Consider the following 26,225-nt stretch of genomic DNA (forward strand, 5'->3'; position numbering starts at 1 on the left):
ATATGTGCCAAATTTTGCCGAATCTGGAGAGTTGCAATGCGTGGTGATTTTTACAAACAGTTAACCAATGACCTGGAGACCGCTCGTGCAGAGGGGTTGTTTAAAGAAGAACGCATTATCACATCGGCGCAGCAGGCGGATATCACCGTCGGCGGCAGCAACGTTATTAACTTCTGCGCCAATAACTACCTGGGTCTGGCGAACCACCCGGCACTGATCGCCGCGGCAAAAGACGGCATGGACAGCCACGGTTTCGGTATGGCTTCCGTGCGCTTCATCTGTGGGACTCAGGACAGCCACAAAGCGCTTGAGAAGAAGCTGGCTGAGTTCCTCGGTATGGAAGATGCGATTCTCTACTCCTCCTGCTTCGATGCCAACGGCGGCCTGTTTGAAACCCTGCTGGGGCCGGAAGATGCCATTATTTCTGATGCCCTTAACCACGCTTCAATCATCGACGGCGTACGTCTGTGCAAAGCGAAACGCTATCGCTATGCCAATAATGATATGCAGGAGCTGGAAGCACGTCTGAAAGAGGCCCGTGAAGCCGGCGTGCGTCACGTGCTGATTGCCACCGACGGCGTATTCTCAATGGATGGCGTCATTGCCAACCTGAAAGGCGTCTGCGACCTGGCGGACCAGTACGATGCGCTGGTGATGGTCGATGACTCTCACGCCGTCGGCTTTGTCGGCGACAACGGTCGTGGCTCCCATGAATACTGCGACGTGATGGGCCGGGTGGACATCATCACCGGTACGCTCGGCAAAGCGCTGGGCGGCGCGTCTGGCGGCTACACTGCCGCACGCAAAGAGGTGGTTGAGTGGCTGCGCCAGCGCTCGCGCCCGTACCTGTTCTCCAACTCGCTGGCACCGGCGATCGTCGCCGCCTCCATCAAAGTGCTGGAGATGGTCGAGAGCGGCAGCGAGCTGCGCGACCGCCTGTGGTCCAACGCACGCCTGTTCCGCGAAAAAATGACCGCCGCGGGCTTTACCCTCGCCGGCGCCGACCACGCCATTATCCCGGTAATGCTGGGCGAAGCCGTGGTGGCGCAGAACTTTGCGCGCGAACTGCAAAAAGAAGGTATTTACGTCACCGGGTTCTTCTATCCGGTGGTACCAAAAGGCCAGGCGCGTATTCGCACCCAGATGTCGGCGGCGCATACCCCTGAACAAATTGAACGTGCGGTGGAAGCCTTTACCCGCATCGGCAAACAACTGGGCGTCATTGCCTGAGGGTGTGAGATGAAAGCGTTATCCAAACTGAAAGCGGAAGAAGGCATCTGGATGACCGACGTACCGGAACCGGAAGTCGGCCATAACGATCTGCTGATCAAAATCCGCAAGACCGCGATTTGCGGTACTGACGTACACATCTATAACTGGGACGAGTGGTCGCAAAAAACCATCCCGGTACCGATGGTGGTTGGGCATGAGTACGTCGGTGAGGTGGTGGGTATCGGTCAGGAAGTGCGTGGCTTTAAGATTGGCGACCGCGTTTCCGGTGAAGGGCATATTACCTGCGGCCACTGCCGTAACTGCCGTGCCGGGCGTACTCACCTGTGCCGCAATACTATCGGCGTGGGCGTCAACCGTCCGGGCTGCTTCGCGCAATACCTGGTGATCCCGGCCTTCAACGCCTTCAAAATTCCGGACAACATTTCTGACGATCTGGCGTCCATTTTTGACCCGTTTGGTAACGCCGTGCATACCGCGCTCTCCTTCGACCTGGTAGGTGAAGACGTGCTGGTGTCCGGTGCGGGCCCGATCGGCATCATGGCGGCGGCGGTGGCTAAGCACGTAGGTGCTCGCAACGTCGTCATCACCGACGTCAACGAATACCGCCTGGGCCTGGCGCGTAAGATGGGCGTGACCCGCGCGGTCAACGTCGCGCAGGAGAGCCTGACTGACGTGATGGCGGAACTGGGCATGACCGAAGGCTTCGACGTCGGGCTGGAAATGTCTGGCGCGCCGCCGGCCTTCCGCACCATGCTGGACACCATGAACCACGGCGGTCGCGTTGCGATGCTCGGTATTCCGCCGTCGGATATGTCGATCGACTGGACCAAGGTCATCTTTAAGGGGCTGTTAATCAAAGGGATTTATGGCCGCGAAATGTTTGAAACCTGGTACAAGATGGCGGCCCTGATCCAGTCTGGTCTGGATCTCTCGCCGATCATCACCCACCGTTTCGGCATCGATGAATTCCAGCAGGGCTTTGACGCGATGCGCTCCGGCCAGTCCGGCAAAGTGATTCTGAGCTGGGATTGAGCCATAACGACTGCCGCCCGGCGATGACCGGGCGTAACGTCGCGATCCACTGAGCGCCTGCGGGCGCTTTTTTTTATTTAGTTTTGGATAACATTTCAACGCGTCTTCATCGCAAACGCACTATTTCTAAATCGATTTTTAGCCTATTCGTTTATACAGTCGTTTAATCACCGTTTAATTTTATAAAACCATGTTTAAACTCTCTGTTTGCCTGCTGACCTGTAATTCTGCCCGCCTTCTACGGCAGGTTTTGCCCCCGCTGCTCGCCGTAGCGGATGAGTGTATTGTCGTCGATTCCGGCAGCAGCGATGCGACGCTGGATATCTGCCAGCAGTTCGGCCTAACGGTTCATCACCACCCCTATACCGCCCACGGCGATCAGATGAACTACGCCACGGCCCTGGCCAGCCATGACTGGGTGCTGTGCATGGATAGCGATGAAATTCTTGATAGCGACGTCGTCGCGGCGATCCTGAAGCTGAAAGCTGGCGAGGCGCCCGATCCGGCCTGCGCGTGGCGTCTGCCGCGTTACTGGTATGTGCTTGGCGAGGCGGTCAGAACTATCTACCCCGTCTCCTCGCCGGATTACCCGGTCCGCTTGTTTAACCGTACCACCGCCGCCTTTAATGACCGCCCGGTCGACGATCAGGTGGTGGGCCACAGGCGCTCACTCAAGCTGCCGGGCCACGTGCGCCACGATACGTTTTATTCGCTGCACGAAGTGTTTAATAAGCTGAATGGTTACACCACCCGACTGGTTAAAAACCAGAAGATCAGGCCGTCTTTATGCCGCGGGATCGTCAGCGCGATTGGCGCGTTTTTTAAGTGGTATCTGTTCAGCGGCGCGTGGCGTCAGGGGAAGGTTGGGGTGGTCACCGGGCTGTATGCGACCTTGTACAGTTTTCTGAAGTATTTTAAAGCCTGGTATGCCGGGGATGACAAACGGGAACCTGCCGTGGAGAAGCAGACAGATTCCCGCTCAACTTAGAGCCTGGCCCATTAGGCTATTTTATTTGCCATTTTGGCCCTGGGCAGTGCTCACCATCCTCACGTACTGCGTGTACGCTCCGGTGGTTCCGCGCTGTCCGTGGCCAGGCTGGCCGCATCAATCTACGCCTACCGGGACAGGCTCTTAGTTATTGGGGTTATCCCAGCCCTGCCATTTCAGCTGGTAGTACTGCACCAGGGTGCTCTGGCTGATGCTTTCGCTCAGGATAGTGAAGAAACGACTGGCGGAAACCGGCTCAGGCGGATGCTTCGGCTTGCAGAATTTCACGCCGCGGAACGGGTTGCGCGGCTGAGTGTTCTGCGCTGGCGGCTGGCCTTTGTCTGGCGTTGAGGTATCGACCTGAGGCTCGTTCAGCAGGCTGCTGGGGCGAACGAGGGTGATATCCGGCGGCAGGTTATAGACCATCTGCTGCAGCACGCGCACCGTGGTGGGGTGCGGGTGACCGATGGCGATGGCGGAACCGTTACGGCGTGCCAGAGCGATCGCCCGATTAAACTGGACGCGAATATCGGCCTCATTTTGCGTGTCATCCAGAAACACCTTGCGCTTGATAACCTTGACCCCGGTCCCCTGCGCGGCGCGCATGGCCTGGGTATTCCCGATGGTGACGCTATCGAGGAAGTAGAGGTTGTAGCGCTCCAGCGCCTGCATCACCTTTTGCATGCCGAACAGGCTGGAGGTCATCGCGCTGCCCATATGGTTGTTCAGGCCAACGGCGTAGGGCACCTTGCCATAGGCGTCGCGGATGATACGTTCGATCTCACTGCTGCTCATATCAGGGCGCAGGGTATCTTTTTCCAGCGGCTGTTTGCTGATTGGCGCCATCGGCAGGTGGATCAGTACTTCGTGACCGAGATTGTGCGCCCGGGTCGCCATTTCATGCGCATGGGGCGCGTTCGGTAAAACGGCGATGGAAATGGTCGCTGGCAGCGCCAGCACCTGGCTTTCCGTCTGGGGACGGTAGCCAAAGTCGTCGATAACAATGGAGAGTTTGCCGGCAAATGCGGGCGATGCCATAGCCAGCGAACCGGCTACCGCGAATGCAATTCTGCGAAATTGAAGCAAAACTTATCTTCCCAACCACGGCTGTGGATTGACCGCCTGACCCTGGCGACGAATTTCGAAATAGAGCGACGGGCGGCCCTGACCGCCGCTGCTGCCTACGAGAGCAATCGGCTGGCCCGCCCGGACCTGAGTGCCGACGCTGACCAGCGCGCTTTGGTTATAGCCGTAAAGGCTCATGTCACCTTTACCGTGTTCGACCACGACTACCAGGCCGTAGCCCTGCAGCCAGTCGGCGAGAATGACCCGGCCATCGGCAATTGCCTTGACCTCGGTACCTTCAGACGCAGCGATAACCATCCCTTTCCAACGTAGTTCACCTTGCAGCTGTTCGCCATAACGATGAAGCAACGTTCCGCGAACCGGCCAGTAGGCCTGACCGCGCGGCGAGCCCAGACCGCCGGTACGGGACATCAGCGAACGCTCGCTTTCCGTTGGTTTGTAGGTGGTGCCTTTACGGGACGCATCCTGCTGGCGATCGCGCACGGCCTGCGCATCGCGGGCTTCTCGATCGGCACGGGCCTTCGCCGCGGCTTCCGCCTGAGCGATGCGACCACGCAGGCGCGATTCGTTGGCCCGCATTTCGCCAAGCTGCTGCTGGCCTTTCTGAATGGAGGATTCAAGGCCTGAAAGGGTTTTCTTACGTTCGTTGCGCGCTTGTTCCAGCTTCGCCTGCTGTGCCCGCTGTTCGTAAACCAGCGTCTGCTGCTGGCTCTGTTTCTCTTCCAGCTCGGCCTTTTGGGCGGCGACCTCTTCGCGGGTCTGCTTCAGCTGGAGGATGGTTTCCTGGCGAGCCTGGTTCAGGTAACCGTAATAGACCTGCATGCGCTGGTTACGCTGCCCCTCTTCACCGCTGAGGATCATCTGCACCCCGGTATGCGGCCCCTGACGGAACGCGGCATCGAGCTGAGCGGAGAGGTTGCGCTCCTGGGAGGCGCGCTGGCGCTCGAGCTTCGCGATAGACGCGTTCATCTCGTTAATCTGCTTATTCAGCTGATTAAGGGTGTCCTGGGTTTCACGGAGTTTACGGGCCGCGGCGGAAATGGCTTCTTCCTGGGCCTTGAGCTGGGCGAGCAGGGAAGCGCGCTGCTGTTGCTGCTGCTTGATCGCCTGCTGTTTCGCGGCGATGTCAGCCTGAATGGATTTTAGCTGGTCACGATCGTCCGCCTGAGCGGGTGCGGCGCACAGCAATACGCCAGCGCTGAGTGCGCTGGCGTAAAGGACGGATCGAACAGCCGTTGCGATCCATGTGTTTGAATAAGTCGCCTTTCCCCTCATGGGGAAGGATTATTCCACGATGAACAGCGGCTTGCCAGTCATCTCTTGCGGGATTTCCATTCCCATGAGCGACAACATGGTTGGCGCGATATCGGAAAGCTTGCCACCTTCAGCCACTTTGACGTTTTTATCGCCAACGTAGATCAGCGGAACCGGCAGGTTGGTGTGAGCGGTATGGGCCTGGCCGGTTGCCGGATCGCGCATCTGTTCTGCGTTACCATGATCGGCGGTAATCAGCAGCTGGCCGCCGACGGATTCTACCGCTTTGGTGACCTGCTCGATGCAGTTATCCAGGGTTTCAACGGCTTTAATCGCCGCTTCCATCACCCCGGTATGACCGACCATATCGCCGTTCGGGTAGTTACAGATGATGGTGTCATACTGACCGCCTTTGATGGCGCCAACCAGTTTTTCGGTCAGCTCGGCAGAGCTCATTTCCGGTTGCAGATCGTAGGTCGCCACTTTCGGGGAGTTGATCAGAATGCGCTCTTCGCCCTGGAACGGCTCTTCGACACCGCCGTTGAAGAAGAAGGTCACATGAGCATATTTTTCCGTTTCGGAGATACGCAGCTGGGTTTTGTCGTTCTTCGCCATCCACTCGCCGAAGGTGTTGGCCAGTGAAGCAGGCGGATAGGCGCAGGCGACTTTGATGTCGGCGGCGTATTCGGTCAGCATCACGAAGTCGAGTTTGACGGTTTTCTTACGGGCGAAGCCGTCGAAATCGGCGTTCACGAAGGCGCGGGTGATTTCACGCGCACGGTCGGCACGGAAGTTCATGAAGATCAGCGCATCGCCATCTTCCATGGCGGCATCGGCCTGGCCTTCAGCACGGATCACGGTCGCTTTAACGAATTCGTCATTTTCATCACGGGCGTAAGCGGCCTGCAGACCGGCGACTGCGCTGTCTGCCTGGAACTCGCCTTTCGCCAGGGTCATCAGGTCATACGCCTGTTCAACGCGATCCCAACGGTTGTCACGGTCCATCGCGTAGTAGCGACCAATGATAGAAGCCACACGGCCTTTGCCCAGGGCCGCAAATTTTTCTTCAAATTTGGCCAGGGAGTTTTCAGCGCTGCGCGGCGGGGTATCGCGGCCATCAAGGAAAGCGTGCAGGTAGATTTTTTCTGCACCGCGCTCTGCGGCCAGTTCTACCATCGCCATAATGTGGTCTTCGTGGCTGTGAACGCCGCCAGCAGACATCAGGCCCATGATGTGCACCGCTTTACCGGCAGCAACGGCTTTATCGACCGCGGCGGTCAGCACCGGGTTAGCAAAGAAGGTGCGTTCTTTAATTTCGACATCGAGACGGGTCAGATCCTGATACACGATACGACCGGCGCCGAGGTTAACGTGACCCACTTCAGAGTTACCCATCTGGCGGTCCGGCAGACCGACTTCCAGACCAGAAGCGTCAATCAGCGTATGGGGACGTTTGGCCCACAATGCGTCCATGACGGGGGTTTTCGCGCTATAAATCGCGTTATCCTGCTGGTCTTCACGATAGCCATAGCCATCAAGAATGACCAGTACCATTGGCTTTTTAGAATTCGACATTGCGACAACCTCATGCTCAAAGACAGAAAATTTGCGTAATTTTACTACAGCTGAATCGATCAAAGCACCGTAAAAGATCAAAGAAAGAGAGCGGCAATCGTCAACGAAAGTCACGCGGCGATTATTTTTTCGTGACGGACCGCAGAAAATGCATTACATCGCGCTCACTGGCTGTATTTGCCGCAATGCACAGGTATACTCCTTCCCTGGTTTTTTTATCACTTAGTCGGGAGTTGTAACCCCCCATGCAAGAAATTATGCAATTCGTCGGCCGTCATCCCGTCCTGAGCATCGCGTGGATCGCGCTGCTGGTGGCGGTGCTGTTCACCACCTTTAAAGGGCTGATGTCGAAAGTTAAAGTCATTACCCGTGGTGAAGCGACGCGCCTAATCAACAAAGAAGATGCCGTTGTCGTCGACCTGCGTCAGCGTGACGATTTCCGTAAAGGCCATATTGCTGGCTCCATCAACCTGCTGCCGAGCGATATCAAGGCAAATAACGTGGGTGAGTTGGAAAAGCACAAAGCACAACCCATTATAGTGGTAGACGGTTCCGGTATGCAGGCTCAAGATCCAGCCAGCTCGCTGAATAAAGCCGGATTCGAGAAAGTCTTTGTACTGAAAGAAGGCATCGCTGGCTGGAGCGGCGAGAACCTTCCGCTGGTACGCGGCAAATAATTTACCCCGCGTCTTTATGGCGTGACCGGGTCCCCCATTGCGCTGAACCGCCGGGGGGCGCCTTGTCTGCGGCGTAAAATCCTCAGGGTAAAAACAGGAGTGAAGTCATGGCCAATATTGATATCTATACCAAAGCGACCTGTCCGTTCTGCGTGCGTGCTAAAGCGCTGCTGAACAGCAAAGGCGTAACCTTCAATGAACTGCCGATCGATGGCAATGCCGCAAAGCGTGAAGAGATGATCCAGCGCAGCGGTCGGACGACGGTTCCGCAGATTTTTATTGATGAACAGCACATTGGCGGCTGTGACGACTTGTATGCGCTTGATTCACGTGGTGGACTTGATCCCCTGCTGCGCTAATTTTGCGTCCATCCACCTCGGATAGACGTATTTAAGGACAACACGAAAGGGTTTTACTATGTCAGAACAAAACAGCACCGAAATGACGTTCCAGATCCAACGTATTTATACCAAGGATATCTCCTTTGAAGCGCCGAACGCGCCGCAAGTTTTCCAGAAAGACTGGCAGCCAGAGGTTAAACTTGATCTGGATACCGCTTCCAGCCAGCTGGCTGAAGGCGTTTATGAAGTGGTGCTGCGTGTGACCGTAACCGCCTCGCTGGGCGAAGAAACTGCATTCCTGTGCGAAGTACAGCAGGGCGGTATTTTCTCCATCGAAGGCATTGACGGCAACCAGATGGCACATTGCCTCGGTGCATACTGCCCGAACATCCTGTTCCCGTATGCGCGTGAGTGCATCACCAGCCTGGTTTCTCGCGGTACCTTCCCGCAACTGAACCTTGCGCCAGTGAACTTTGATGCGCTGTTTATGAACTATCTGCAGCAGCAGGCTGGCGAAGGTGCCGAACAACATCAGGATGCCTGATGAACGCACTTAATGCTGCAATGACTGTGATCGGTGCCGGCTCTTACGGCACCGCTCTTGCCATCACCCTGGCAAGAAATGGCCACGATGTCGTACTCTGGGGCCATGACCCGAAACATATCGCGACGCTGCAGCACGATCGCTGCAATGCGGCGTTCCTCCCTGACGTTCCGTTCCCTGACACGCTGCATCTTGAAAGCGACCTTGCTGCCGCACTGGCCGCCAGCCGTGACATTCTGGTGGTGGTGCCGAGCCATGTTTTTGGCCAGGTCCTGCGTCAGATTAAACCGCTGATGCGCCCTGATGCGCGCCTGGTCTGGGCGACCAAGGGGCTTGAGGCGGAAACCGGCCGCTTACTGCAGGATGTCGCGCGCGAAGCGCTGGGCGACACTATCCCGCTGGCGGTCATTTCTGGCCCCACCTTCGCCAAAGAACTGGCGGCGGGGCTGCCGACGGCCATTTCGTTGGCCGCAACGGATCCGCAGTTTGCTGACGATCTGCAACGCCTGCTGCACTGCGGCAAAAGCTTCCGGGTATATATCAACCCGGACTTTATCGGCGTGCAGCTTGGCGGCGCGGTGAAAAACGTCATCGCTATCGGCGCCGGGATGTCTGACGGCATCGGCTTTGGCGCCAATGCGCGTACCGCGCTGATTACCCGTGGCCTGGTGGAAATGTCTCGTCTCGGCGCCGCGCTGGGCGCAGACCCGGAAACCTTTATGGGCATGGCGGGACTCGGCGATTTAGTGCTGACCTGCACCGATAACCAGTCGCGTAACCGTCGCTTTGGCATGATGCTCGGTCAGGGCATGGATGTACAAGGCGCACAGGATACGATTGGCCAGGTAGTCGAAGGTTATCGCAATACCAAGGAAGTTCGCGTTCTGGCACAGCGTTTAGGTGTCGAAATGCCAATAACTGAGCAAATTTATCAGGTATTGTATTGCGGAAAAAATGCGCGCGAGGCAGCATTGAGCTTATTAGGTCGTGCACGCAAGGACGAGCGTAGCAACTAACTGCGATGGAACCTGGATCACCTGAATGACCCGGCCAGCAAAGAACTGGCCGGTCATTATTATATCGTCTGGAGTCAGCAATGCCGTGTGAAGAACTGGATATCGTCTGGAATAATATTAAAGCCGAAGCTCGGGCTTTAGCTGACTGTGAGCCAATGCTCGCCAGTTTTTACCACGCAACGCTACTCAAGCACGAAAATCTGGGCAGCGCCCTGAGCTATATGCTGGCCAACAAGCTGGCATCACCGATTATGCCTGCCATCGCCATTCGCGAAGTGGTGGAAGAGGCCTATGCCGCAGACCCGGAAATGGTTGCCTCCGCCGCCTGTGACATTCAGGCCGTGCGCACCCGAGACCCGGCAGTCGATAAATATTCAACCCCGCTGCTGTACCTGAAAGGCTTCCACGCGCTGCAGGCTTACCGTATTGGTCACTGGCTGTGGGCGCAGGGGCGTCGCGCGCTGGCGATTTTCCTGCAAAACCAGGTGTCGGTCTCGTTCCAGGTCGATATCCACCCGGCGGCTAAAATTGGCCGCGGGATCATGCTCGATCACGCCACCGGCATTGTTGTCGGCGAAACGGCGGTGATTGAAGACGACGTCTCCATTCTGCAGTCCGTAACCCTGGGCGGTACCGGTAAAACCAGCGGTGACCGTCATCCGAAAATTCGCGAAGGGGTCATGATTGGCGCCGGGGCGAAGATCCTCGGCAATATCGAAGTCGGGCGCGGCGCGAAAATCGGCGCCGGCTCTGTGGTGCTTCAGCCAGTGCCGCCGCACACCACCGCGGCGGGCGTGCCGGCGCGTATCGTCGGGAAGCCGGAGAGCGACAAACCGGCGATGGATATGGACCAGCACTTCAACGGGATACACCATACTTTCGAATACGGTGACGGGATTTGATTGATTTCCCGGATAGATGCTGCGCATCTATCCGGGCGATAAAACCGAGCGCTGTCCGGGACTCAACTACGCAATACTGCGCCAGCATATCCCAGCTGGCGCCACGCCTCATATACCACCACCGACACGGCGTTTGACAGATTCATGCTGCGGCTGTCCGGCATCATTGGGATTCGGATTTTCTGCTCTGCGGGCAGAGCATCAAGAATGCTGGCCGGCAGGCCGCGCGTTTCCGGGCCAAACATCAAAAAATCACCCTCTTGATAGCTGACCGCGCTGTGGGCCGGCGTACCTTTGGTGGTCAGAGCGAACAGGCGCTGCGGCTTTGCGCTTTCCACAAAGGCGTGATAATCGTGATGACGCTGAACGGCGGTGAACTCATGGTAATCCAGCCCGGCGCGGCGTAGGCGCTTATCATCCCAGGTGAATCCCATCGGCTCGATGATATGCAGGCGAAAGCCGGTGTTGGCGCACAGGCGGATAATATTGCCGGTATTCGGCGGGATTTCTGGTTCGAATAATACAATGTTCAGCATGCTGCCCTGTCTCATTAGGCTCTTGATCGCGGGGGGCAGAATAGCAGATATTTGCCCGGCGCTCACCCCTGCGGGCGCGCGCCGGGCGGGCAGATTACGCCGCGTTACCCTGCTTGAGGGCCGCGAAGGTCTGGAGCGCGTCGGCGCTCTGCACCAGCGAATCACGGCTGATTTCGCCGATGCTCTTCGCCCCGGTCAGGGTCATCGCCACCTTCATCTCTTTCTCAATCAGGTTCAGCAGGTTAGCGACCCCTTGCTTACCGTGGGTGGCCAGGGCGTACAGATAGGCGCGACCCAACAGTACGCTATCGGCACCCAGCGCAATCATCCGCACCACATCAAGGCCGTTGCGGATACCGCTATCGGCAAGGATCGTGATGTCGCCTTTCACCGCATCGGCGATAGCCGGCAGGGCACGGGCGGAGGAGAGGACGCCGTCGAGCTGGCGGCCGCCGTGGTTGGAGACCACAATCCCGTCGGCGCCAAAGCGCACCGCATCGCGCGCATCTTCCGGGTCGAGGATCCCTTTGATCACCATCGGGCCATCCCAGAACTCGCGGATCCACTCAAGGTCCTTCCACGAAATCGACGGATCGAAGTTATTCGCCAGCCAGCCAATATAGTCCTCAAGACCGGTCGGTTTGCCCAGATAGGTCGAGATATTACCGAGGTCGTGCGGGCGACCGTTTAAGCCGACGTCCCATGCCCACTGCGGATGGGTCATCGCCTGCCAGTAGCGGCGCATAGCGGCATTCGGGCCGCTCATGCCGGAATGGGCATCACGATAGCGTGCGCCAGGCGTCGGCATATCCACGGTAAACACCAGGGTTGAACATCCTGCGGCTTTGGCACGCTCCAGCGCGTTGCGCATAAAGCCACGGTCGCGCAGTACGTACAGCTGGAACCACATCGGGCGCTTGATGGTCGGCGCAACCTCTTCGATCGGGCAGACCGAAACGGTGGAGAGGGTAAACGGAATGCCTTTATCGTCCGCCGCCCCTGCCGCCTGCACTTCACCGCGACGCGCGTACATGCCGCACAGCCCAACCGGCGCCAGCGCAACCGGCATGGAGAGGGTCTCTTTGAACAGCGAGGTCTCCAGGCTCAGATCCGACATGTTCTTCAGTATCCGCTGGCGTAACGCCACGTCGGAGAGGTCTTCAACGTTGCGGCGCAGCGTGTGTTCGGCATAGGCACCGCCGTCAATGTAATGGAACAGAAACGGCGGCAGGATCCGCTGGGCGGCGGCGCGATAGTCGCTGGCGGCTGAAATAATCATCACGGGTTCTCCCTGGCATTTTCATTATGGTCACCGGGCAGGCGGGTAATTCGCGCCTGGCGGGCCTGGTCTTCATCAAAGTGTTTAATCGTGGCGTGGACAAAGCCGAGATGCGCCATCATCGCCTGCCGTGCGCCTTCGGCGTCACCGGCGAAAATGGCCTCCATCACGGCCTGGTGCTGCTCGGTGAGGCGGGCGAATACCGGCGGGACGAGGTACATCCGCTGGCGGCTTTGCTTGACCGAGGATTGTAAGAGGTCGAAAAAGCCGCGCATGGTTTGCAGCAGCACAACGTTATGTGAGGCTTCGGCAATCGCCAGGTGGAAGCGGACGTCGGCCTGCGAGGCGAGGTCCGGGTCTTCGCTCTGGGTGGCTTCAAAGCACAGGCGAATACGCTCTTTTTCGGCATCGGTCGCCCGCAGCGCCGCATGCCAGGCGGTGCTGGCTTCGATGGCGTGGCGGGCTTCCAGAATATCAAAGCTGTAATCGGGATCGTCGGCGAGCAAGGTTTTCAGTGGCTGGACGATGTTCTGTTCCGACCACGCCTCATGCTGCCAGCGCAGGAAGGTCCCGCCGCCGCGGCGGCTGACAAGCAGACCTTCATTGACCAGCATCGCCAGTGCTTCACGCAGTGAGTTACGTGAAACGCCAAGCTGTGCGGCCAGCTGGCGCTCGGCGGGCAATCGCATGCCCGCCTCCAGATGTTGTTCTTCAATCAGCGCTCGCACACGACGAGCCACATCGTCTGCAAGGCGCCGGGGCATCACTATCATGGGATCATCCAGGTTAATACATAGGCCTGCAACGTGGTGATGACGCCAACCATGCAGGTAAAGATCAGGCTGTGTTTCACCGTGAAGCGGAACAGATCCGACTCTTTACCCACCAGGCCGACCGCCGCACAGGCGATGGCGATGGACTGCGGTGAAATCATCTTGCCGGTGACGCCGCCGGTGGTGTTAGCCGCGACCAGCAGGATATCGGAGACGCCGATTTGCTGGGCTGCGGTGGCCTGCAGCGCGGCGAACAGGGCGTTAGATGAGGTATCCGAACCGGTCAGGAATACCCCCAGCCAGCCGAGGAACGGCGAGAAGAAGGTAAACGCGTGTCCGGTATGCGCCAGGGCCAGCGCCAGCGTCGAAGAGAGCCCGGAATAGTTAGAGATAAAGGCGAACGCCAGCACCATACCGATGGAGTAAATCGGCAGCGCCAGCTCTTTCAGCGTGCTGCCAAAGGTGACCAGCGCATCTTTTGGCTTCATGCGCAGCCAGACGATAGAAAGCAGCGCTGCGAACAGGATGGCGGTGCCGGTGGCGGACAGCCAGTCGAACTTATACACCGCGGCGTAAGGGGTCGCTGCGCTGACTACCGGCGGCATGCGGGCGACCATCTTATCGAGGAACGGCACGGAGATATTGATGACGAAGTCATACATCGCACCGCCGGGGGCGAACAGGGCTTTAAACGGCGGGATGCTCCATAAGGTCACGGTGGCGGTCAGGAACAGGAAGGGCGACCAGGCGCGAACCACCTGTCCGGCGCTGTAGTGGGTGCGGGCCAGCGTTTGATCGACCTGTGCCGCGCCCATATCGCCGAAGCGGAAAATGCGCACCGGCTGCCAGCGTTTGAGGAACAGGGTCAGACAGACCAGCGACACCAGCGAGGAGATGATATCCGGCAGTTCCGGCCCGAGGAAGTTGGAGCTGAGATACTGGGCAATAGCGAAAGAGCCACCGGCGACCATCACGGCCGGCCAGGTCTCTTTGATGCCGCGCCAGCCATCCATAATCGCCATAATCCAGAACAGCACGATAATGGTCAGGAACGGCAGCTGGCGACCCACCATCTGGCCGATGGCGAAGCTATCAATCCCGGTCACCTGACCGGCAACCAGAATCGGGATCCCCATCGCTCCGAAGGCGACCGGCGCGGTGTTGACGATCAGGCACAGCCCGGCGGCATACAGCGGGTTAAAGCCCAGGCCAACCAGCAGCGCGGCGGTAATTGCCACCGGGGCGCCAAAGCCCGCGGCCCCTTCCAGGAATGCCCCGAAGGAGAAGCCGACAATCAACATCTGCAGACGTTGGTCAGGGGTAATCGAGAGAATCGATGAGCGAATAATGTCGAACTGCCCGGTTTTGACCGAGATCTTATAGACGAACACCGCGGCGATAATAATCCACGCGATAGGCCACAGGCCGTAAAAGAAGCCGTAAACCACGGACGTCAGCGCGCGGTCGACCGGCATTTTATAGAACAGCAGCGCGACCGACAGCGCAATGGCGACGGTCCAGGTTGCCGCGACGTACCCTTTGAGTTTGAGCTTAATCAGGGCAAAAAAGAAAAACAGAATCGGTAGCGATGCGATAAGACTCGAGATCCAGATATTGCCGGCCGGATCGTAGTTTTGTTGCCAGAGGTTCATGCAGGTCTCCATCGGGCCATCATAATGTGGTGCTGAGTCTGCGCTCCTTGCAGGTCACATTATTTGTAAAATTGGCCCAGCCAAATTCAGTTGTAGGATTAACGACAACGAATGGTTAACCAAATGTTATTACCAGGCAATATATCTGTGACCAAAAATGATGGATATGTGAACTGCTGGACGGTTTAAGAAATAATTGGTAGGGCCAATAATGCGGGGGAGGAATCAGGTCGCCCCGGCAAGCGTAGCGCCACCGGGGGAATGCTCAGGAGCTAAAGATCAGAACGCGGTTTTTGAAAAGCCGGTCATCTCTTTGAGGCCCATTTCGCGGCCGAGCGCGGTCATCGGATGGACAATCACCAGCCCGCGCACGCTTTTCTTCAGCTTGCCCATATCGGCCTGCTCTTTTTTGGTGATCGCGCGGCGATGCGGCAGCTTCATCAACTGTTGCGCTTCTTTGCTCAGTTTCTGGCCCTGCACGTCGCGCAGGCGAACGAGCTCAGCTTCGATGGTGGTTTTTTCTTTTTCCAGTTCGGCGTACTTGTCCGCCGCTTCAACCAGAGACAGGTCCGCCTGCTGGTGGCGGATGGCGTCGAGACGGTCGCTCAAACGCTTAATTTCATTCTTTTCGACTTCTTTCATGGTGACTTAATCTATTAATAAAGGGATTTCGACGTCATATAGTATGGGCTGTGACGGGTATTGTGGGTAGTTATTTATCAAAAATGCGGCGTTTTTTCCGCGCGAGCATCAGAAGTGATGAATCTTAATTATTTGAATATAAATAATATTATGACTAATGTTCGCCTGAATTTCATCTCTGTGAAGTTCGTCGGTAATACCGCACGTTTTCCTCAAACAACCCCCTGCTTTTATCCGATCCTTTATAAGATTTATCCATGAAAAAGAGGAGGGCATGATGACAAAAATCGGTGACGGCGTACCGCGTATTATCGACAAGACGGTTGATTTTATGGCTTCAAGCCAGGCATTTATGGAGTATCTGAAAAAATCCCCGCGCATACAGCGCGTGCCGCGCGATATTCCGCAGAATAAAGAGGCGCTGTATCTGAGTCGTCTGGAGTACTACCGGCAGCTTTACCGGCCTGTTGATGAACAGGTAGAGTCCGGATCAGAGCGTTGATTTCTGGAAGGCTTTTTTTAAGCTGATTCGGGAAATCAGCTCAGTCAGAGACAGCATCATCGTTGAACGCACAACCTGCTGGTAGCGCAGTTTCTGCATTGCCAGCAGTTCATCGTCGCTGTCATCGAACAGCGGCAACGGCGGCAGGGCGGCGACGCAATGCAGCTCGCCAAACGGCCCAAGAATCTCATCATCGGTAAAACTGTAGTCATTACCGTCGTGATTGAGCTCTTCCCGCAGGGCCATCAGCAGCTCGGCGTCTTCGTATTCGGCGCGACTTATCACCCCAAGGCCGTAAATCAGCTTCAGGCGTACAGAAAGGTCGCCCAGCGGCCCGTCACCATCCAGCAACGGTTCCACTGCGTATTTCACCGCGTAATCGTCTTTGCGGAAGACCTGAAGCACCAGGATATTGACCGCTTCCGTGAGTAGTTCGACGGCCGCAATCAGGAAGCTTCGTACGGTTTTGCCAGCATTCAGACGCTCAAGCACGCGGTTTTCAAATGCCTGTGTTTCTTCCATTATTGCCTGCATATCTGACAGGGGTGGTAATGGGCGCGGTTCATACCGCGCCAGATCTTGCATCATTTGGTCGCGTTATAGTCGAGAACGGCCTCCGCTACCACGGCGCTTGCTGCATCGAGGCCAGAAATTTCTGCCAGTGCGGCCTGTGGGCCTTTCTCGTCAATCAACGCAGCCAGTTCCTGCGCCTGCGGATCGTCTTCGCTACGGAAGTGCATCGCGGCAGCGATCCCTTTCACCAGATTAACGTGCGGCAGTGCATACTCCAGCGTGCCCAGCAGCGGTTTGATCAGACGATCGCCGGCGCTCAGTTTACGCAGCGGCTGACGACCTACGCGCTCCACGTCATCTTTCAGGTACGGGTTCTCGAAACGGCCGAGGATTTTCTGGATGTAGGCAGCGTGCTTCTGTGCATCAAAGCCGTAGCGTTTGATCAGCACCGCACCGCTCTCCTCCATGGCCCCTTTGACCACCGCGCGAATGCGCTCATCGAGAATCGCGTCGCGGATTGTCTGGTGACCGGCCAGTTTTCCAAGGTAGGCGGTTATAGCATGTCCGGTGTTTAAGGTGAATAGCTTACGCTCGACAAATGCCATCAGGTTGTCGGTTAATTCCATTCCTGGGATCTCGGGCAGCGCACCTTTAAACTGGGTTTTATCGACGATCCACTCGCTGAAGGTTTCCACCGTCACTTCCAGCGGATCGTGAGTTGCGGAGGCGGACGGCGGCACAATCCGGTCAACGGCGGAATCGACAAACCCGACGTTGGCCTCAACCCAGGCTTTGTCTTCTTCTGCCAGGGCCTTAAACACGTGGCCTTTGAGCTGCGTGGTGCCGCGCACCATGTTCTCACAGGCGATGATGTTCAGCGGGGTGGCGATCCCCTGAGCATTACGTTGCGCCAGCCCTTTCGCGATAGCCGGTGCGATGCGTTCCAGAACCACCGGGCCGACGGCGGTGGTGATCAGGTCGACGTGGGCAATCAGGTCAACCACCTCGTCGCCGATGCTGCTGACAGCATTGACGCCGGAAACGGTATCCACCTGCTCGTTCTCGCCGACAACATGGACCTGATAGCTATGACGGGCATTCAGGGCATCCAGGACGACCTGATTCACATCGGCGAATGTTAATGCGAGTCCCGCATCAGCCAGCAGTTTGCCGATGAAGCCACGTCCGATATTACCTGCGCCAAAATGTAATGCATTCATAGTATTAACCTTCATTAATGTTTTTACCTGAGAGGGTTCGGGTGAGGCTTGTCCCTCACCGGAACCCTCTCTCCCGTTCAGGAAGAGAGGGCCTGGGTTAAATTACGCTTTATTCCCCGCCAGCAGCGCCAGCACTTCGTCAACGCTGGTGGCATGAATCAGGCGTTCAATAACTGATTCATCATCCAGCGCGTTGGTCAGGCTGGTGATCACGTGGATGTGCTCGTTGTTGCGGGCCGCGATACCGATGACCAGACGGGCAATGTCATCTTCTTCTTCACCGAAGCGGACGCCCTGCGGATACTGGCAGAACACCACGCCGGTCTTGAGAACGCGGTCTTTGGCTTCAATGGTGCCGTGCGGTACCGCAATGGACTCACCCAGATAGGTCGGGGTCAGTTTTTCACGGTCCAGCATCGCCTGCACATACTCCGGCTCAACGTAGCCCCCTTTGACCAGCTGTTCACCGGCGAAGAGGATCGCTTCTTCTTTGGTTGCCGCTGTGCAGCCGAGGAAGATGTTATCGGCACCGAGTTTGAACAGGTTGGTGTCTTTGGCATCAAAGCTGTCTTTCAGACTGTCGCGTACTTTCACTTCGTTATCTTCATGGCGCTGCGCGGCAACCAGACGTTCGGTCAGGCTGGTATACAGGCCACTGTCGAGGAAGTTGGTCAGCGAAATATGCTGGGCCTGCGGCACCTGGCGCATCGCCCGCTCGGTCAGGTCGCGGTGGGTAATCACCAGGTCGACATCCGGCGGCAGGTTGTTGATTGCACAGTTGGTAACGGAGATTGCGCTCAGTCCCGCATCCTGCACTTTCTTACGCAGTACGCCGGCACCCATGGCGCTGGAACCCATACCGGCATCACAGGCAACGATGATTTTGCGTACGTGGCTCAGATCGTTAGCGACGTTCCCGGCAGACAGCGGCGTTGCAGCACCTTTGGATTCGGCTTTCATATCGTGCATGCGACGGGTCGCGGCATCGATATCATCTTCTTCTTTCACTTTGCTGGTTTTCAGCAGGATAGCGGAGACCACGAACGAGACCGCCATAGCCGCAACAATCGCTGCGATGTTCGCGAAGTAGGCACCTTTCGGGGTCATCGCCAGTACCGCCAGGATAGAACCCGGAGACGCCGGAGAAACCAGACCGCCGTTGAGGATGGTCAGGGTGAACACGCCAGTCATACCGCCAAGGATAACGGCGAGGATCAGACGCGGGTTCATCAGCACATACGGGAAGTAAATTTCGTGGATACCGCCCAGGAAGTGGATGATTGCCGCACCGCCTGCAGACTGCTTCGCGCTGCCGCGGCCAAAGAACATGTAGGCCAGCAGGACGCCCATCCCCGGACCCGGGTTAGCTTCAATCAGGAAGAAGATGGATTTGCCCAGTTCGTGAGACTGCTGAATACCCAGCGGTGAGAAGATACCGTGGTTAATCGCGTTGTTCAGGAACAGGATTTTCGCCGGCTCGACGAAGATGGATGCCAGCGGCAGCATGTCATGGACAACCATGAAGTTAACACCCGCTGCCAGAATTTTGGACAGGACTTCAACCGCCGGGCCAATGCCGAGGAAGGCCAGGATGGCGAGGATCATCCCGATAATGCCGGCGGAGAAGTTGTTGACCAGCATCTCGAAGCCGGATTTGATCTTACCGTCTACCCAGCTATCAAAGTGTTTAATCGCCCAGCCGCCCAGCGGACCGGCGATCATCGCGCCGAGGAACATCGGCATATCGGCACCGACAATGACGCCCATGGTGGTAATGGCACCAACCACGCCACCGCGCTCGCCGCCAATCAACTTACCACCGGTGTAACCAATCAGCAGTGGCAGCAGATAGGTGATCATGGGACCGACTAACTTCGCCAGCGTTTCGCTTGGTAACCATCCCGTTGGTATGAAAAGTGCGGTGATGATACCCCACGCGATAAACGCGCCGATGTTGGGCATCACCATATTGCTGAGGAAACGACCAAAGCTTTGCACCTTGATCTTGATATCGGATGACATAAAACACCCCTTCTTCTGTTGAGCTTATCGCGTAGGCTAAAAGCCTGAGGCTTGTTGTTAATATGGCGGCAGAGGTCGCCGGACCCTGTTTGATGAAGCGAATTTGGCACCGAATCGTAAAACTGTCCAGTCGGTGGCTTTTTATGTGATCTGAGTCACGTGAATATAGGCATTCGACGGTCATTTATAGTGATGTGCATCACAAAATGGCTGTGCAAAAAAAATGCAGCAGGTCAAAAATAGGCCATTTCGGATAATTAATGTGAGATATGTCACGAAATATGGTTTGTTGTTTGTTTTGATAATGTGATGTTAATCACAATAAAAAGTGCGCTGTTTTTTCCGACTGTGATCCACCACAAATTCCATCTGGCCGTCACCGCTTGCGCCAGCCACGACTGACGAACTGAATGAAAAAACATCATCAAAACCCGACATGGAAAAAAGTAAAGATCTGTCTTAAGCTCAACGTGTAAAGTTAAGTATGTTGTTATTCAAGATATATTTTGTCACGCTTAAAAACTTGCAAGGAGAATAGCGAAAACCAATACTCCCCGGCCTTAAATTATAAATACACGCCGTTTGTAATTTAATTTAATTAATTAATTTGATTGCTTAGCATTTTAAATCATTGACGATTTGACATCGTATTTAGTGAGGCACATATGTTTCTCAACTACTTTGCACTGGGTGTATTGATTTTTGTTTTTCTGGTTCTTTTCTATGGCATCATCGCGATCCACGATATTCCATATCTAATGGCTAAAAAACGTAATCACCCCCACGCTGACGCCATCCATACCGCTGGATGGGTGAGCCTGTTTACGCTGCATGTTATCTGGCCATTTCTGTGGATCTGGGCCACGCTCTATCAACCTGAACGCGGGTGGGGAATGAAATCCCATATCCCGCCTCCCGAGCGCGATCCCAGCGTTGATCAACTATCGCAACGCGTTGCCGAGCTGGAAAAACGACTAGGGGCGGTGTCCCCCTCCACAGATAAAGAGACGCCGGAGCGCTAATCATGGATCTGCTTATTGTATTGACCTATGTCGCGCTTGCATGGACCGTGTTTAAAATATTCCGTATTCCGGTTAATCAGTGGACATTGGCCACGGCAACGCTGGGCGGTATATTTCTGGTCGGTGCCCTCATATTATTAATGAACTATAACCACCCTTATACCTTTACGGCGCAAAAAGCGGTTATTTCTATTCCGATTACCCCGCAGGTGACCGGGATTGTCAGTACCGTCACGGATAAAACCAACCAGCGGGTTAACAAAGGCGATGTGCTGTTTACTATCGACCCGGCGCGTTATCAGGCCCGGGTGGATCGGCTGCAGGCGGATCTGGTGACCGCCATGCACAGCATTAATACGCTGAAGGCGCAGCTTTCGGAAGCACAGGCCAACACGGTTCGCGTTTCCGCCGAGCGCGATCGGCTCTACAAAGATTATCAGCGTTACCTGAAGGGCAGCCAGGCGAGAGTCAATCCGTTCTCCGAGAGCGATATCGATAACGCCCGGCAAAACTATCTGGCGCAGGATGCGTTAGTGAAAGCGTCGATCGCTGATCAGGCGCAGGTTCAGAGTCAGTTAGACAGTACGGTGGGCGGCGAACAGTCGCAGGTTGTCAGCCTGCGTGCCCAACTGGCAGAGGCGAAATATAACCTCGACCAGACGGTCATTCGTGCCCCGAGCAACGGCTACGTGACGCAGGTGCTGATCCGCCCCGGCACCTATGCGGCGGCGCTGCCGCTGCGTCCGGTGATGGTCTTTATTCCGGAACAAAAGCGCCAGATTGTGGCCCAGTTCCGCCAGAACTCGTTGCTGCGACTTAAACCTGGCGATGATGCCGAAGCGGTCTTCAACGCTCTGCCGGGCCAGGTTTTTCATGGCAAGCTGACCAGCATTCTTCCGGTCGTGCCCGGCGGTTCCTACCAGGCGCAGGGGGCGTTGCAGTCGCTGAGCGTCCTGCCGGGGACCGATGGCGTGCTGGCGACCATCGAGCTTGATGCCAACGCCGACGTGGATTCGCTGCCGGATGGCATCTATGCCCAGGTGGCGGTCTACTCCGATCACTTCAGCCATGTCTCGGTGATGAGGAAGGTGCTGCTGCGCATGACCAGCTGGATGCACTACCTCTATCTCGATCATTAATTCAAACCGCGGCAGACTGACGCAACGTCAGTCTGCCATTTGTCTGTGCCTGAACCATACTTATACCCGTCATACTTCAAGTTGCATGGGCGTTGGCAATACTCGGCCCATCCCTGGGCCTCGCCCTACGGGCGCTGCGAGCAGCGTTCAAATTCGTTCCTGACGAATTTGTCCTCGTTCACCCCAGTCACTTACTTGAGTAAGCTCCTGGGGATTCTCTGCGTCGCCGCCTTCCTGCAACTCGAATTATTTAGGGTATAGAACCTATCCCATTAGGCTTCTACTTTTGTTGGCGAAAGGAGCAGGCAATGAAACTGATCGGCAGCTACACCAGTCCCTTTGTGCGCAAAATCTCCGTCATTCTGCTGGAGAAAAATCTCCCCTTTGAATTCGTCAATGAATTTCCCTACCAGGAGGTCAACGGGGTCGGTAAATTCAATCCGTTAGGCAAAGTGCCGGTGCTGGTCACCGACGGCGGCGAGTGCTGGTTCGACTCGCCCATTATCGCGCAATATCTTGAACTGCTCGGCGTCGCACCGGCGATGCTGCCCGCGGACCCGCAGGCGGCGCTAAAAATGCGCCAGATGGAAGCCCTGGCCGATGGCGTGATGGAGGCGGCACAGGCGCTGGTGCGTGAAAAGGCCCGTCCTCCGGCGCAGCAGTCGGAAAGCGAACTGCTGCGCCAGCGGGAGAAGGTGGCCCGGGGCCTCGATGCCCTCGAGGCTCACGTTGCCGACGGCAGCCTGCGTACCGATGAGGTCAATCTGGCCTCGATCTCGGCGGCGTGCGCCATTGCCTACCTTAACTTCCGTCGGGTGGCCCCCGGCTGGTGCGCGACGCGGCCCAGGCTCATTAAACTGGTCGATACGCTGTTCCAGCGCGCCAGTTTTGCCCGTACCGAACCACCAAGGACTTGACCCAGACAGGTAACAGTTTCCCCCTGGAGACGTTACAATCACTGCTGATTTGTTGACTCCCTCTCCCGTCGGGAGGGGGGAAAATAACCTACCGCCAGGTCCATTCATGACTACCGATATTCGTGCGCTTTACACCCGCCTTCCGGCTACCGACCGTTTGCTCCGCGATCCCGCGTTTTCCACCGTGCTGGCCGAGTATGGCCATGCTCAGGTTGTGGCGCTGCTGCGTCAGATGCTGGAAGAGGCCCGTGAATCTGTTCGTCAGACGCAGGCGCTGCCGGCCTGGTGTGACGACTGGGCGCAGGAGACCGCGCGGCGGCTGGCGCAAACCGGGCAAAGCGCGCTGCGTCCGGTTTTCAACCTGACCGGCACCGTACTGCATACCAATTTAGGGCGTGCCGTACAGGCCGATGCAGCGGTCGAGGCGGTAGTGCGGGCGATGCGGGCACCGGTGACGCTGGAGTACAGCCTCGATGATGCCGGGCGCGGCCACCGCGATCGCGCGCTGGCTGAGCTGCTGTGTCGGATTACCGGTGCGGAAGATGCCTGTATCGTTAACAATAACGCGGCGGCGGTGCTGCTGATGCTGGCGGCGACGGCGGCGAGCAAAGAGGTGGTCGTTTCGCGCGGTGAGCTGGTGGAGATCGGCGGCGCGTTCCGCATTCCCGACGTGATGCGCCAGGCCGGCTGTGTGCTGCATGAAGTCGGCACCACCAACCGTACCCACGCGAAAGATTATCGCCAGGCGGTGAATGACAATACCGGCCTGTTGATGAAAGTCCACACCAGCAACTACAGCATTGAAGGTTTTACGAAGGTGGTCGATGAAACCGAACTGGCGGCCCTCGGGCAGGAGATGAATGTGCCGGTTGTGGTTGACCTTGGCAGCGGTTCACTGGTCGATTTAAGCCAGTACGGCCTGCCGAAAGAGCCGATGCCGCAGGAGATGATTGCCGCCGGCGTCAGCCTGGTGAGCTTCTCCGGCGATAAACTGCTGGGTGGTCCCCAGGCGGGGATTATTGTCGGCAAGAAAGCGTTGATCGCCCGCCTGCAAAACCACCCGCTGAAACGCGCGCTGCGGGTCGATAAGATGACCCTCGCGGCGCTGGAAGCCACGCTGCGTCTGTATCTGCACCCTGAAAAACTGGCCGACCGTCTGCCGACGCTACGCCTGCTGACCCGCCAGGCGGAGGATATTGCCGAGCAGGGCCAGCGCATGCTGAGCGCCCTGGCGGCACATTATCCCGACTTTGCGCTGCGGGTAGAGCCGTGCCTGTCGCAGATTGGCAGCGGCTCGCTGCCGGTGGACCGTTTACCCAGCGCGGCGCTGACGTTCAGCCCACGCGACGGCCGCGGCAGCCAACTCGACGCGCTGGCGGCCCGCTGGCGCCTGCTGCCGGTGCCGGTTATCGGCAGGGTTTATGAGGGGCGCCTGTGGCTGGACCTACGCTGTCTTGACGATGAATCCGGGTTTATGGAGATGCTACTGAGATGATTATTGCCACCGCCGGGCACGTTGACCACGGCAAAACCACGCTGCTGCAGGCCATTACCGGCATCAATGCCGATCGCCTGCCGGAAGAAAAAGCACGCGGCATGACGATTGACCTCGGCTACGCCTACTGGCCGCAGCCCGATGGGCGGGTGCTGGGATTTATCGACGTGCCCGGTCATGAAAAGTTTTTGTCCAACATGCTGGCGGGGGTGGGCGGCATCGATCACGCGCTGTTGGTGGTGGCCTGTGACGATGGCGTCATGGCCCAGACCCGCGAACATCTCGCGATCCTCCAGCTGACGGGCAAGCCGACGCTGACCGTCGCGCTGACCAAAGCGGACCGCGTCGAAGCGCAACGCGTTGAAGAGGTGCGTGGCGACGTGACGGCGGTGCTGGCAGAATTTGGTTTTACCGACGCCACGCTGTTTGCCACCGCGGCCACTGAAAACCAGGGGATCGCCGAACTGCGTGAGCATTTACTGCAGCTGTCTGCCCGTGCGCACCCGCAGCACCAGCGCTTTCGTCTGGCGATCGACCGGGCCTTTACGGTTAAAGGTGCCGGGCTGGTGGTCACCGGCACGGCGCTGTCGGGCGAGGTCAATGTGGGCGATACGCTGTGGCTGACCGGGGTCGATAAACCGATGCGCGTGCGCGGTCTGCACGCGCAGAACCAGGCGGTTGGACAGGCCTGGGCAGGCCAACGCATTGCGCTGAATATTGTCGGCGATGCGCAAAAAGAGGCGCTGAATCGCGGCGACTGGCTGCTCTCGACACGGCCGCCGGAAGCCTCGGAACGGGTGATTGTTGAACTGCAGTGCCACACGCCGCTGAGCCAGTGGCAACCGCTGCATATTCACCATGCTGCCAGCCACATTACCGGCCGCGTATCGCTGCTGGAGGGGGCGCTGGCGGAGCTGGTGCTGGATACGCCGCTGTGGCTGGCGGATAACGATCGGCTGGTGCTGCGCGATATTTCCGCCCGCGTCACCCTGGCCGGCGCGCGGGTGGTGGCGCTGGCTCCGCCGCGTCGCGGCAAGCGTAAGCCCGAATATTTACAGTGGCTGGCGGCGCTGGCCGCATCGCAGCGCGATGATGCTCAGGCGCTGGATATTCATCTGCAACGCGATGCGGTTCGCCTTGATGATTTTGCCTGGGCGCGTCAGCTCAGCGATGAAGGCCTGAACGCCTTGATCAATCGCCCGGATTACCTGCAGGCGGGCAACAGTCTGCTCAGTGCCCCGCTGGCCGCGCGCTGGCAGCGCAAGCTGCTCGACGCCCTGGCGCGTTATCATGACCAGCATCGCGACGAGCCGGGTCCGGGCCGCGAGCGTTTGCGACGTATTGCGTTACCGATGGAAGACGAAGCGCTGGTGCTGCTGCTGATCGAGCAGATGCGCGACAGCGGGATTGTTTGCAGCCATCACGGCTGGTTGCATCTGCCGGAGCATACCGCGGGCTTTACCGATGAGCAGCAGGTCATCTGGCAGCGGGTTGCCGGGCTGTTTGCCGATGAGCCCTGGTGGGTGCGCGATCTGGCACGGGAGGCCCGTGTCGAAGAGCCTGTTATGCGTGCGGTGTTACGTCAGGCCGCGCAGCAGGGGATGATTACGGCGATCGTCAAAGATCGTTATTACCGTAACGATCGGATTGTGGCGTTCGCGAGGATGATCCGCGAGCTGGATCTGGCGCGCGGATCCACCTGTGCGGCCGATTTCCGCGATACCCTGAACGTCGGGCGCAAGCTGGCGATTCAGATCCTGGAATATTTCGACCGGATTGGTTTTACCCGCCGACGCGGCAACGACCATATCCTGCGCGATAAGGCGCTGTTCCTGTAGCCAGGGAAATCCCGGAGGCGGCGCTTG

Annotated in this window: 25 protein-coding genes; 14 read left to right on the forward strand and 11 right to left on the reverse strand. The window is 57.4% G+C overall.

All coding sequences use genetic code 11. The features are described 5' to 3' along the window. Nucleotides 1–36: 36 nt before the first annotated feature. The 3 genes from kbl to HF679_RS19255 all read left to right on the forward strand — a co-directional run bounded on the left by kbl (nucleotide 37) and on the right by HF679_RS19255 (nucleotide 3,253). Nucleotides 37–1,230: a glycine C-acetyltransferase gene (gene kbl, locus HF679_RS19245; RefSeq protein ID WP_123757120.1), complete on the forward strand. Its 1,194-nt coding sequence runs from the start codon at nucleotides 37–39 to the stop codon at nucleotides 1,228–1,230. Nucleotides 1,231–1,239: 9 nt separating this feature from the next. Further along, a complete protein-coding gene (gene tdh, locus HF679_RS19250) occupies nucleotides 1,240–2,265 on the forward strand; it encodes an L-threonine 3-dehydrogenase (RefSeq protein WP_123757121.1) in 1,026 nt (341 codons plus the stop codon). A gap of 190 nt (nucleotides 2,266–2,455) precedes the next feature. Then, nucleotides 2,456–3,253 carry a glycosyltransferase family 2 protein gene (locus HF679_RS19255; protein WP_123757122.1) on the forward strand — a complete coding sequence of 266 codons (798 nt, stop codon included), beginning with the start codon at nucleotides 2,456–2,458 and terminating at the stop codon, nucleotides 3,251–3,253. Nucleotides 3,254–3,397: 144 nt separating this feature from the next. Here the strand turns inward: HF679_RS19255 and HF679_RS19260 are convergent, their stop codons facing one another. Genes HF679_RS19260 through gpmM form a run of 3 tightly spaced genes read right to left on the reverse strand, consistent with a single transcriptional unit; the run spans nucleotide 3,398 to nucleotide 7,168 of the window. After that, on the reverse strand, nucleotides 3,398–4,339 hold the full coding sequence (locus tag HF679_RS19260; RefSeq protein WP_174509563.1) for a divergent polysaccharide deacetylase family protein: 942 nt from the start codon (nucleotides 4,337–4,339) through the stop codon (nucleotides 3,398–3,400). Between the two features lie 3 nt (nucleotides 4,340–4,342). Further along, nucleotides 4,343–5,614, reverse strand: coding sequence for a murein hydrolase activator EnvC (gene envC / locus HF679_RS19265; RefSeq protein WP_123757124.1), 1,272 nt, complete (start codon nucleotides 5,612–5,614; stop codon nucleotides 4,343–4,345). A gap of 9 nt (nucleotides 5,615–5,623) precedes the next feature. Continuing rightward, nucleotides 5,624–7,168: a 2,3-bisphosphoglycerate-independent phosphoglycerate mutase gene (gpmM, locus tag HF679_RS19270; RefSeq protein WP_123757125.1), complete on the reverse strand. Its 1,545-nt coding sequence runs from the start codon at nucleotides 7,166–7,168 to the stop codon at nucleotides 5,624–5,626. Nucleotides 7,169–7,413: 245 nt separating this feature from the next. Between gpmM and HF679_RS19275 the strand changes: the two genes are divergently transcribed. The 5 genes from HF679_RS19275 (at nucleotide 7,414) to cysE (ending at nucleotide 10,648) form a co-directional block, all read left to right on the forward strand. Next, on the forward strand, nucleotides 7,414–7,845 hold the full coding sequence (locus tag HF679_RS19275; RefSeq protein ID WP_123757126.1) for a rhodanese-like domain-containing protein: 432 nt from the start codon (nucleotides 7,414–7,416) through the stop codon (nucleotides 7,843–7,845). 107 nt (nucleotides 7,846–7,952) lie between these two features. Then, nucleotides 7,953–8,204, forward strand: a complete 252-nt coding sequence (gene grxC / locus HF679_RS19280) for a glutaredoxin 3 (protein ID WP_123757127.1) — start codon at nucleotides 7,953–7,955, stop codon at nucleotides 8,202–8,204. A gap of 58 nt (nucleotides 8,205–8,262) precedes the next feature. Beyond that, nucleotides 8,263–8,730, forward strand: a complete 468-nt coding sequence (gene secB / locus HF679_RS19285) for a protein-export chaperone SecB (RefSeq protein ID WP_123757128.1) — start codon at nucleotides 8,263–8,265, stop codon at nucleotides 8,728–8,730. Then, entirely contained in the window at nucleotides 8,730–9,746 is a 1,017-nt protein-coding gene (gpsA, locus tag HF679_RS19290) for an NAD(P)H-dependent glycerol-3-phosphate dehydrogenase (RefSeq protein ID WP_123757129.1), read from the forward strand. Before secB ends, gpsA begins: the two co-directional genes overlap by 1 nt. A gap of 80 nt (nucleotides 9,747–9,826) precedes the next feature. Next, nucleotides 9,827–10,648, forward strand: a complete 822-nt coding sequence (cysE, locus tag HF679_RS19295; RefSeq protein WP_187042306.1) for a serine O-acetyltransferase — start codon at nucleotides 9,827–9,829, stop codon at nucleotides 10,646–10,648. A 62-nt stretch (nucleotides 10,649–10,710) separates the two neighbouring features. On the opposite strand, the gene trmL is transcribed toward cysE, so the two are convergent. From trmL to HF679_RS19320, 5 genes are all read right to left on the reverse strand, one after another. Further along, nucleotides 10,711–11,184 (reverse strand): tRNA (uridine(34)/cytosine(34)/5-carboxymethylaminomethyluridine(34)-2'-O)-methyltransferase TrmL, encoded by a 474-nt coding sequence (gene trmL, locus HF679_RS19300; protein ID WP_123757130.1) that lies wholly within the window; start codon nucleotides 11,182–11,184, stop codon nucleotides 10,711–10,713. Between the two features lie 94 nt (nucleotides 11,185–11,278). After that, a complete protein-coding gene (gene lldD, locus HF679_RS19305; protein ID WP_123757131.1) occupies nucleotides 11,279–12,463 on the reverse strand; it encodes an FMN-dependent L-lactate dehydrogenase LldD in 1,185 nt (394 codons plus the stop codon). After that, a complete protein-coding gene (gene lldR / locus HF679_RS19310; protein ID WP_123757132.1) occupies nucleotides 12,463–13,236 on the reverse strand; it encodes a transcriptional regulator LldR in 774 nt (257 codons plus the stop codon). The genes lldD and lldR overlap by 1 nt, the downstream gene beginning before the upstream one ends. Next, nucleotides 13,233–14,888 (reverse strand): L-lactate permease, encoded by a 1,656-nt coding sequence (lldP, locus tag HF679_RS19315; protein ID WP_123757133.1) that lies wholly within the window; start codon nucleotides 14,886–14,888, stop codon nucleotides 13,233–13,235. The genes lldR and lldP overlap by 4 nt, the downstream gene beginning before the upstream one ends. A gap of 279 nt (nucleotides 14,889–15,167) precedes the next feature. Then, nucleotides 15,168–15,530, reverse strand: coding sequence for a YibL family ribosome-associated protein (locus HF679_RS19320; RefSeq protein ID WP_123757134.1), 363 nt, complete (start codon nucleotides 15,528–15,530; stop codon nucleotides 15,168–15,170). A 277-nt stretch (nucleotides 15,531–15,807) separates the two neighbouring features. Between HF679_RS19320 and HF679_RS19325 the strand changes: the two genes are divergently transcribed. Further along, nucleotides 15,808–16,032: a hypothetical protein gene (locus HF679_RS19325; protein WP_123757135.1), complete on the forward strand. Its 225-nt coding sequence runs from the start codon at nucleotides 15,808–15,810 to the stop codon at nucleotides 16,030–16,032. On the opposite strand, the gene mtlR is transcribed toward HF679_RS19325, so the two are convergent. The 3 genes from mtlR to HF679_RS19340 all read right to left on the reverse strand — a co-directional run bounded on the left by mtlR (nucleotide 16,021) and on the right by HF679_RS19340 (nucleotide 19,787). Further along, nucleotides 16,021–16,617: a mannitol operon repressor MtlR gene (mtlR, locus tag HF679_RS19330; protein ID WP_123757380.1), complete on the reverse strand. Its 597-nt coding sequence runs from the start codon at nucleotides 16,615–16,617 to the stop codon at nucleotides 16,021–16,023. The two genes, HF679_RS19325 and mtlR, sit on opposite strands and share 12 nt — an antisense overlap. Next, the gene (mtlD, locus tag HF679_RS19335) at nucleotides 16,617–17,765 is read right to left on the reverse strand and encodes a mannitol-1-phosphate 5-dehydrogenase (protein ID WP_187042307.1); all 1,149 of its coding nucleotides are present in this window, start codon (nucleotides 17,763–17,765) and stop codon (nucleotides 16,617–16,619) included. The genes mtlR and mtlD overlap by 1 nt, the downstream gene beginning before the upstream one ends. Before the next feature lie 102 nt (nucleotides 17,766–17,867). Continuing rightward, complete coding sequence (locus HF679_RS19340; protein ID WP_123757137.1) at nucleotides 17,868–19,787, reverse strand: PTS mannitol transporter subunit IICBA; 1,920 nt, start codon at nucleotides 19,785–19,787, stop codon at nucleotides 17,868–17,870. Nucleotides 19,788–20,452: 665 nt separating this feature from the next. On the opposite strand from HF679_RS19340, the gene HF679_RS19345 reads away from it, so the two are divergent. The 5 genes from HF679_RS19345 (at nucleotide 20,453) to selB (ending at nucleotide 26,198) form a co-directional block, all read left to right on the forward strand. Continuing rightward, nucleotides 20,453–20,809, forward strand: coding sequence for a DUF3302 domain-containing protein (locus HF679_RS19345; RefSeq protein ID WP_123757138.1), 357 nt, complete (start codon nucleotides 20,453–20,455; stop codon nucleotides 20,807–20,809). A gap of 2 nt (nucleotides 20,810–20,811) precedes the next feature. After that, a complete protein-coding gene (locus tag HF679_RS19350) occupies nucleotides 20,812–21,948 on the forward strand; it encodes an HlyD family secretion protein (protein ID WP_123757139.1) in 1,137 nt (378 codons plus the stop codon). A gap of 308 nt (nucleotides 21,949–22,256) precedes the next feature. Further along, nucleotides 22,257–22,865, forward strand: a complete 609-nt coding sequence (locus HF679_RS19355; RefSeq protein ID WP_123757140.1) for a glutathione S-transferase — start codon at nucleotides 22,257–22,259, stop codon at nucleotides 22,863–22,865. Nucleotides 22,866–22,971: 106 nt separating this feature from the next. After that, on the forward strand, nucleotides 22,972–24,360 hold the full coding sequence (selA, locus tag HF679_RS19360; protein ID WP_154144325.1) for an L-seryl-tRNA(Sec) selenium transferase: 1,389 nt from the start codon (nucleotides 22,972–22,974) through the stop codon (nucleotides 24,358–24,360). Continuing rightward, a complete protein-coding gene (gene selB, locus HF679_RS19365) occupies nucleotides 24,357–26,198 on the forward strand; it encodes a selenocysteine-specific translation elongation factor (RefSeq protein ID WP_187042308.1) in 1,842 nt (613 codons plus the stop codon). Before selA ends, selB begins: the two co-directional genes overlap by 4 nt. Nucleotides 26,199–26,225 lie beyond the last annotated feature (27 nt).

Origin of the sequence: Enterobacter sp. JUb54 (genome assembly GCF_014298075.1) — a bacterium.
GTDB classification, from domain to species: domain Bacteria; phylum Pseudomonadota; class Gammaproteobacteria; order Enterobacterales; family Enterobacteriaceae; genus Klebsiella; species Klebsiella lignicola.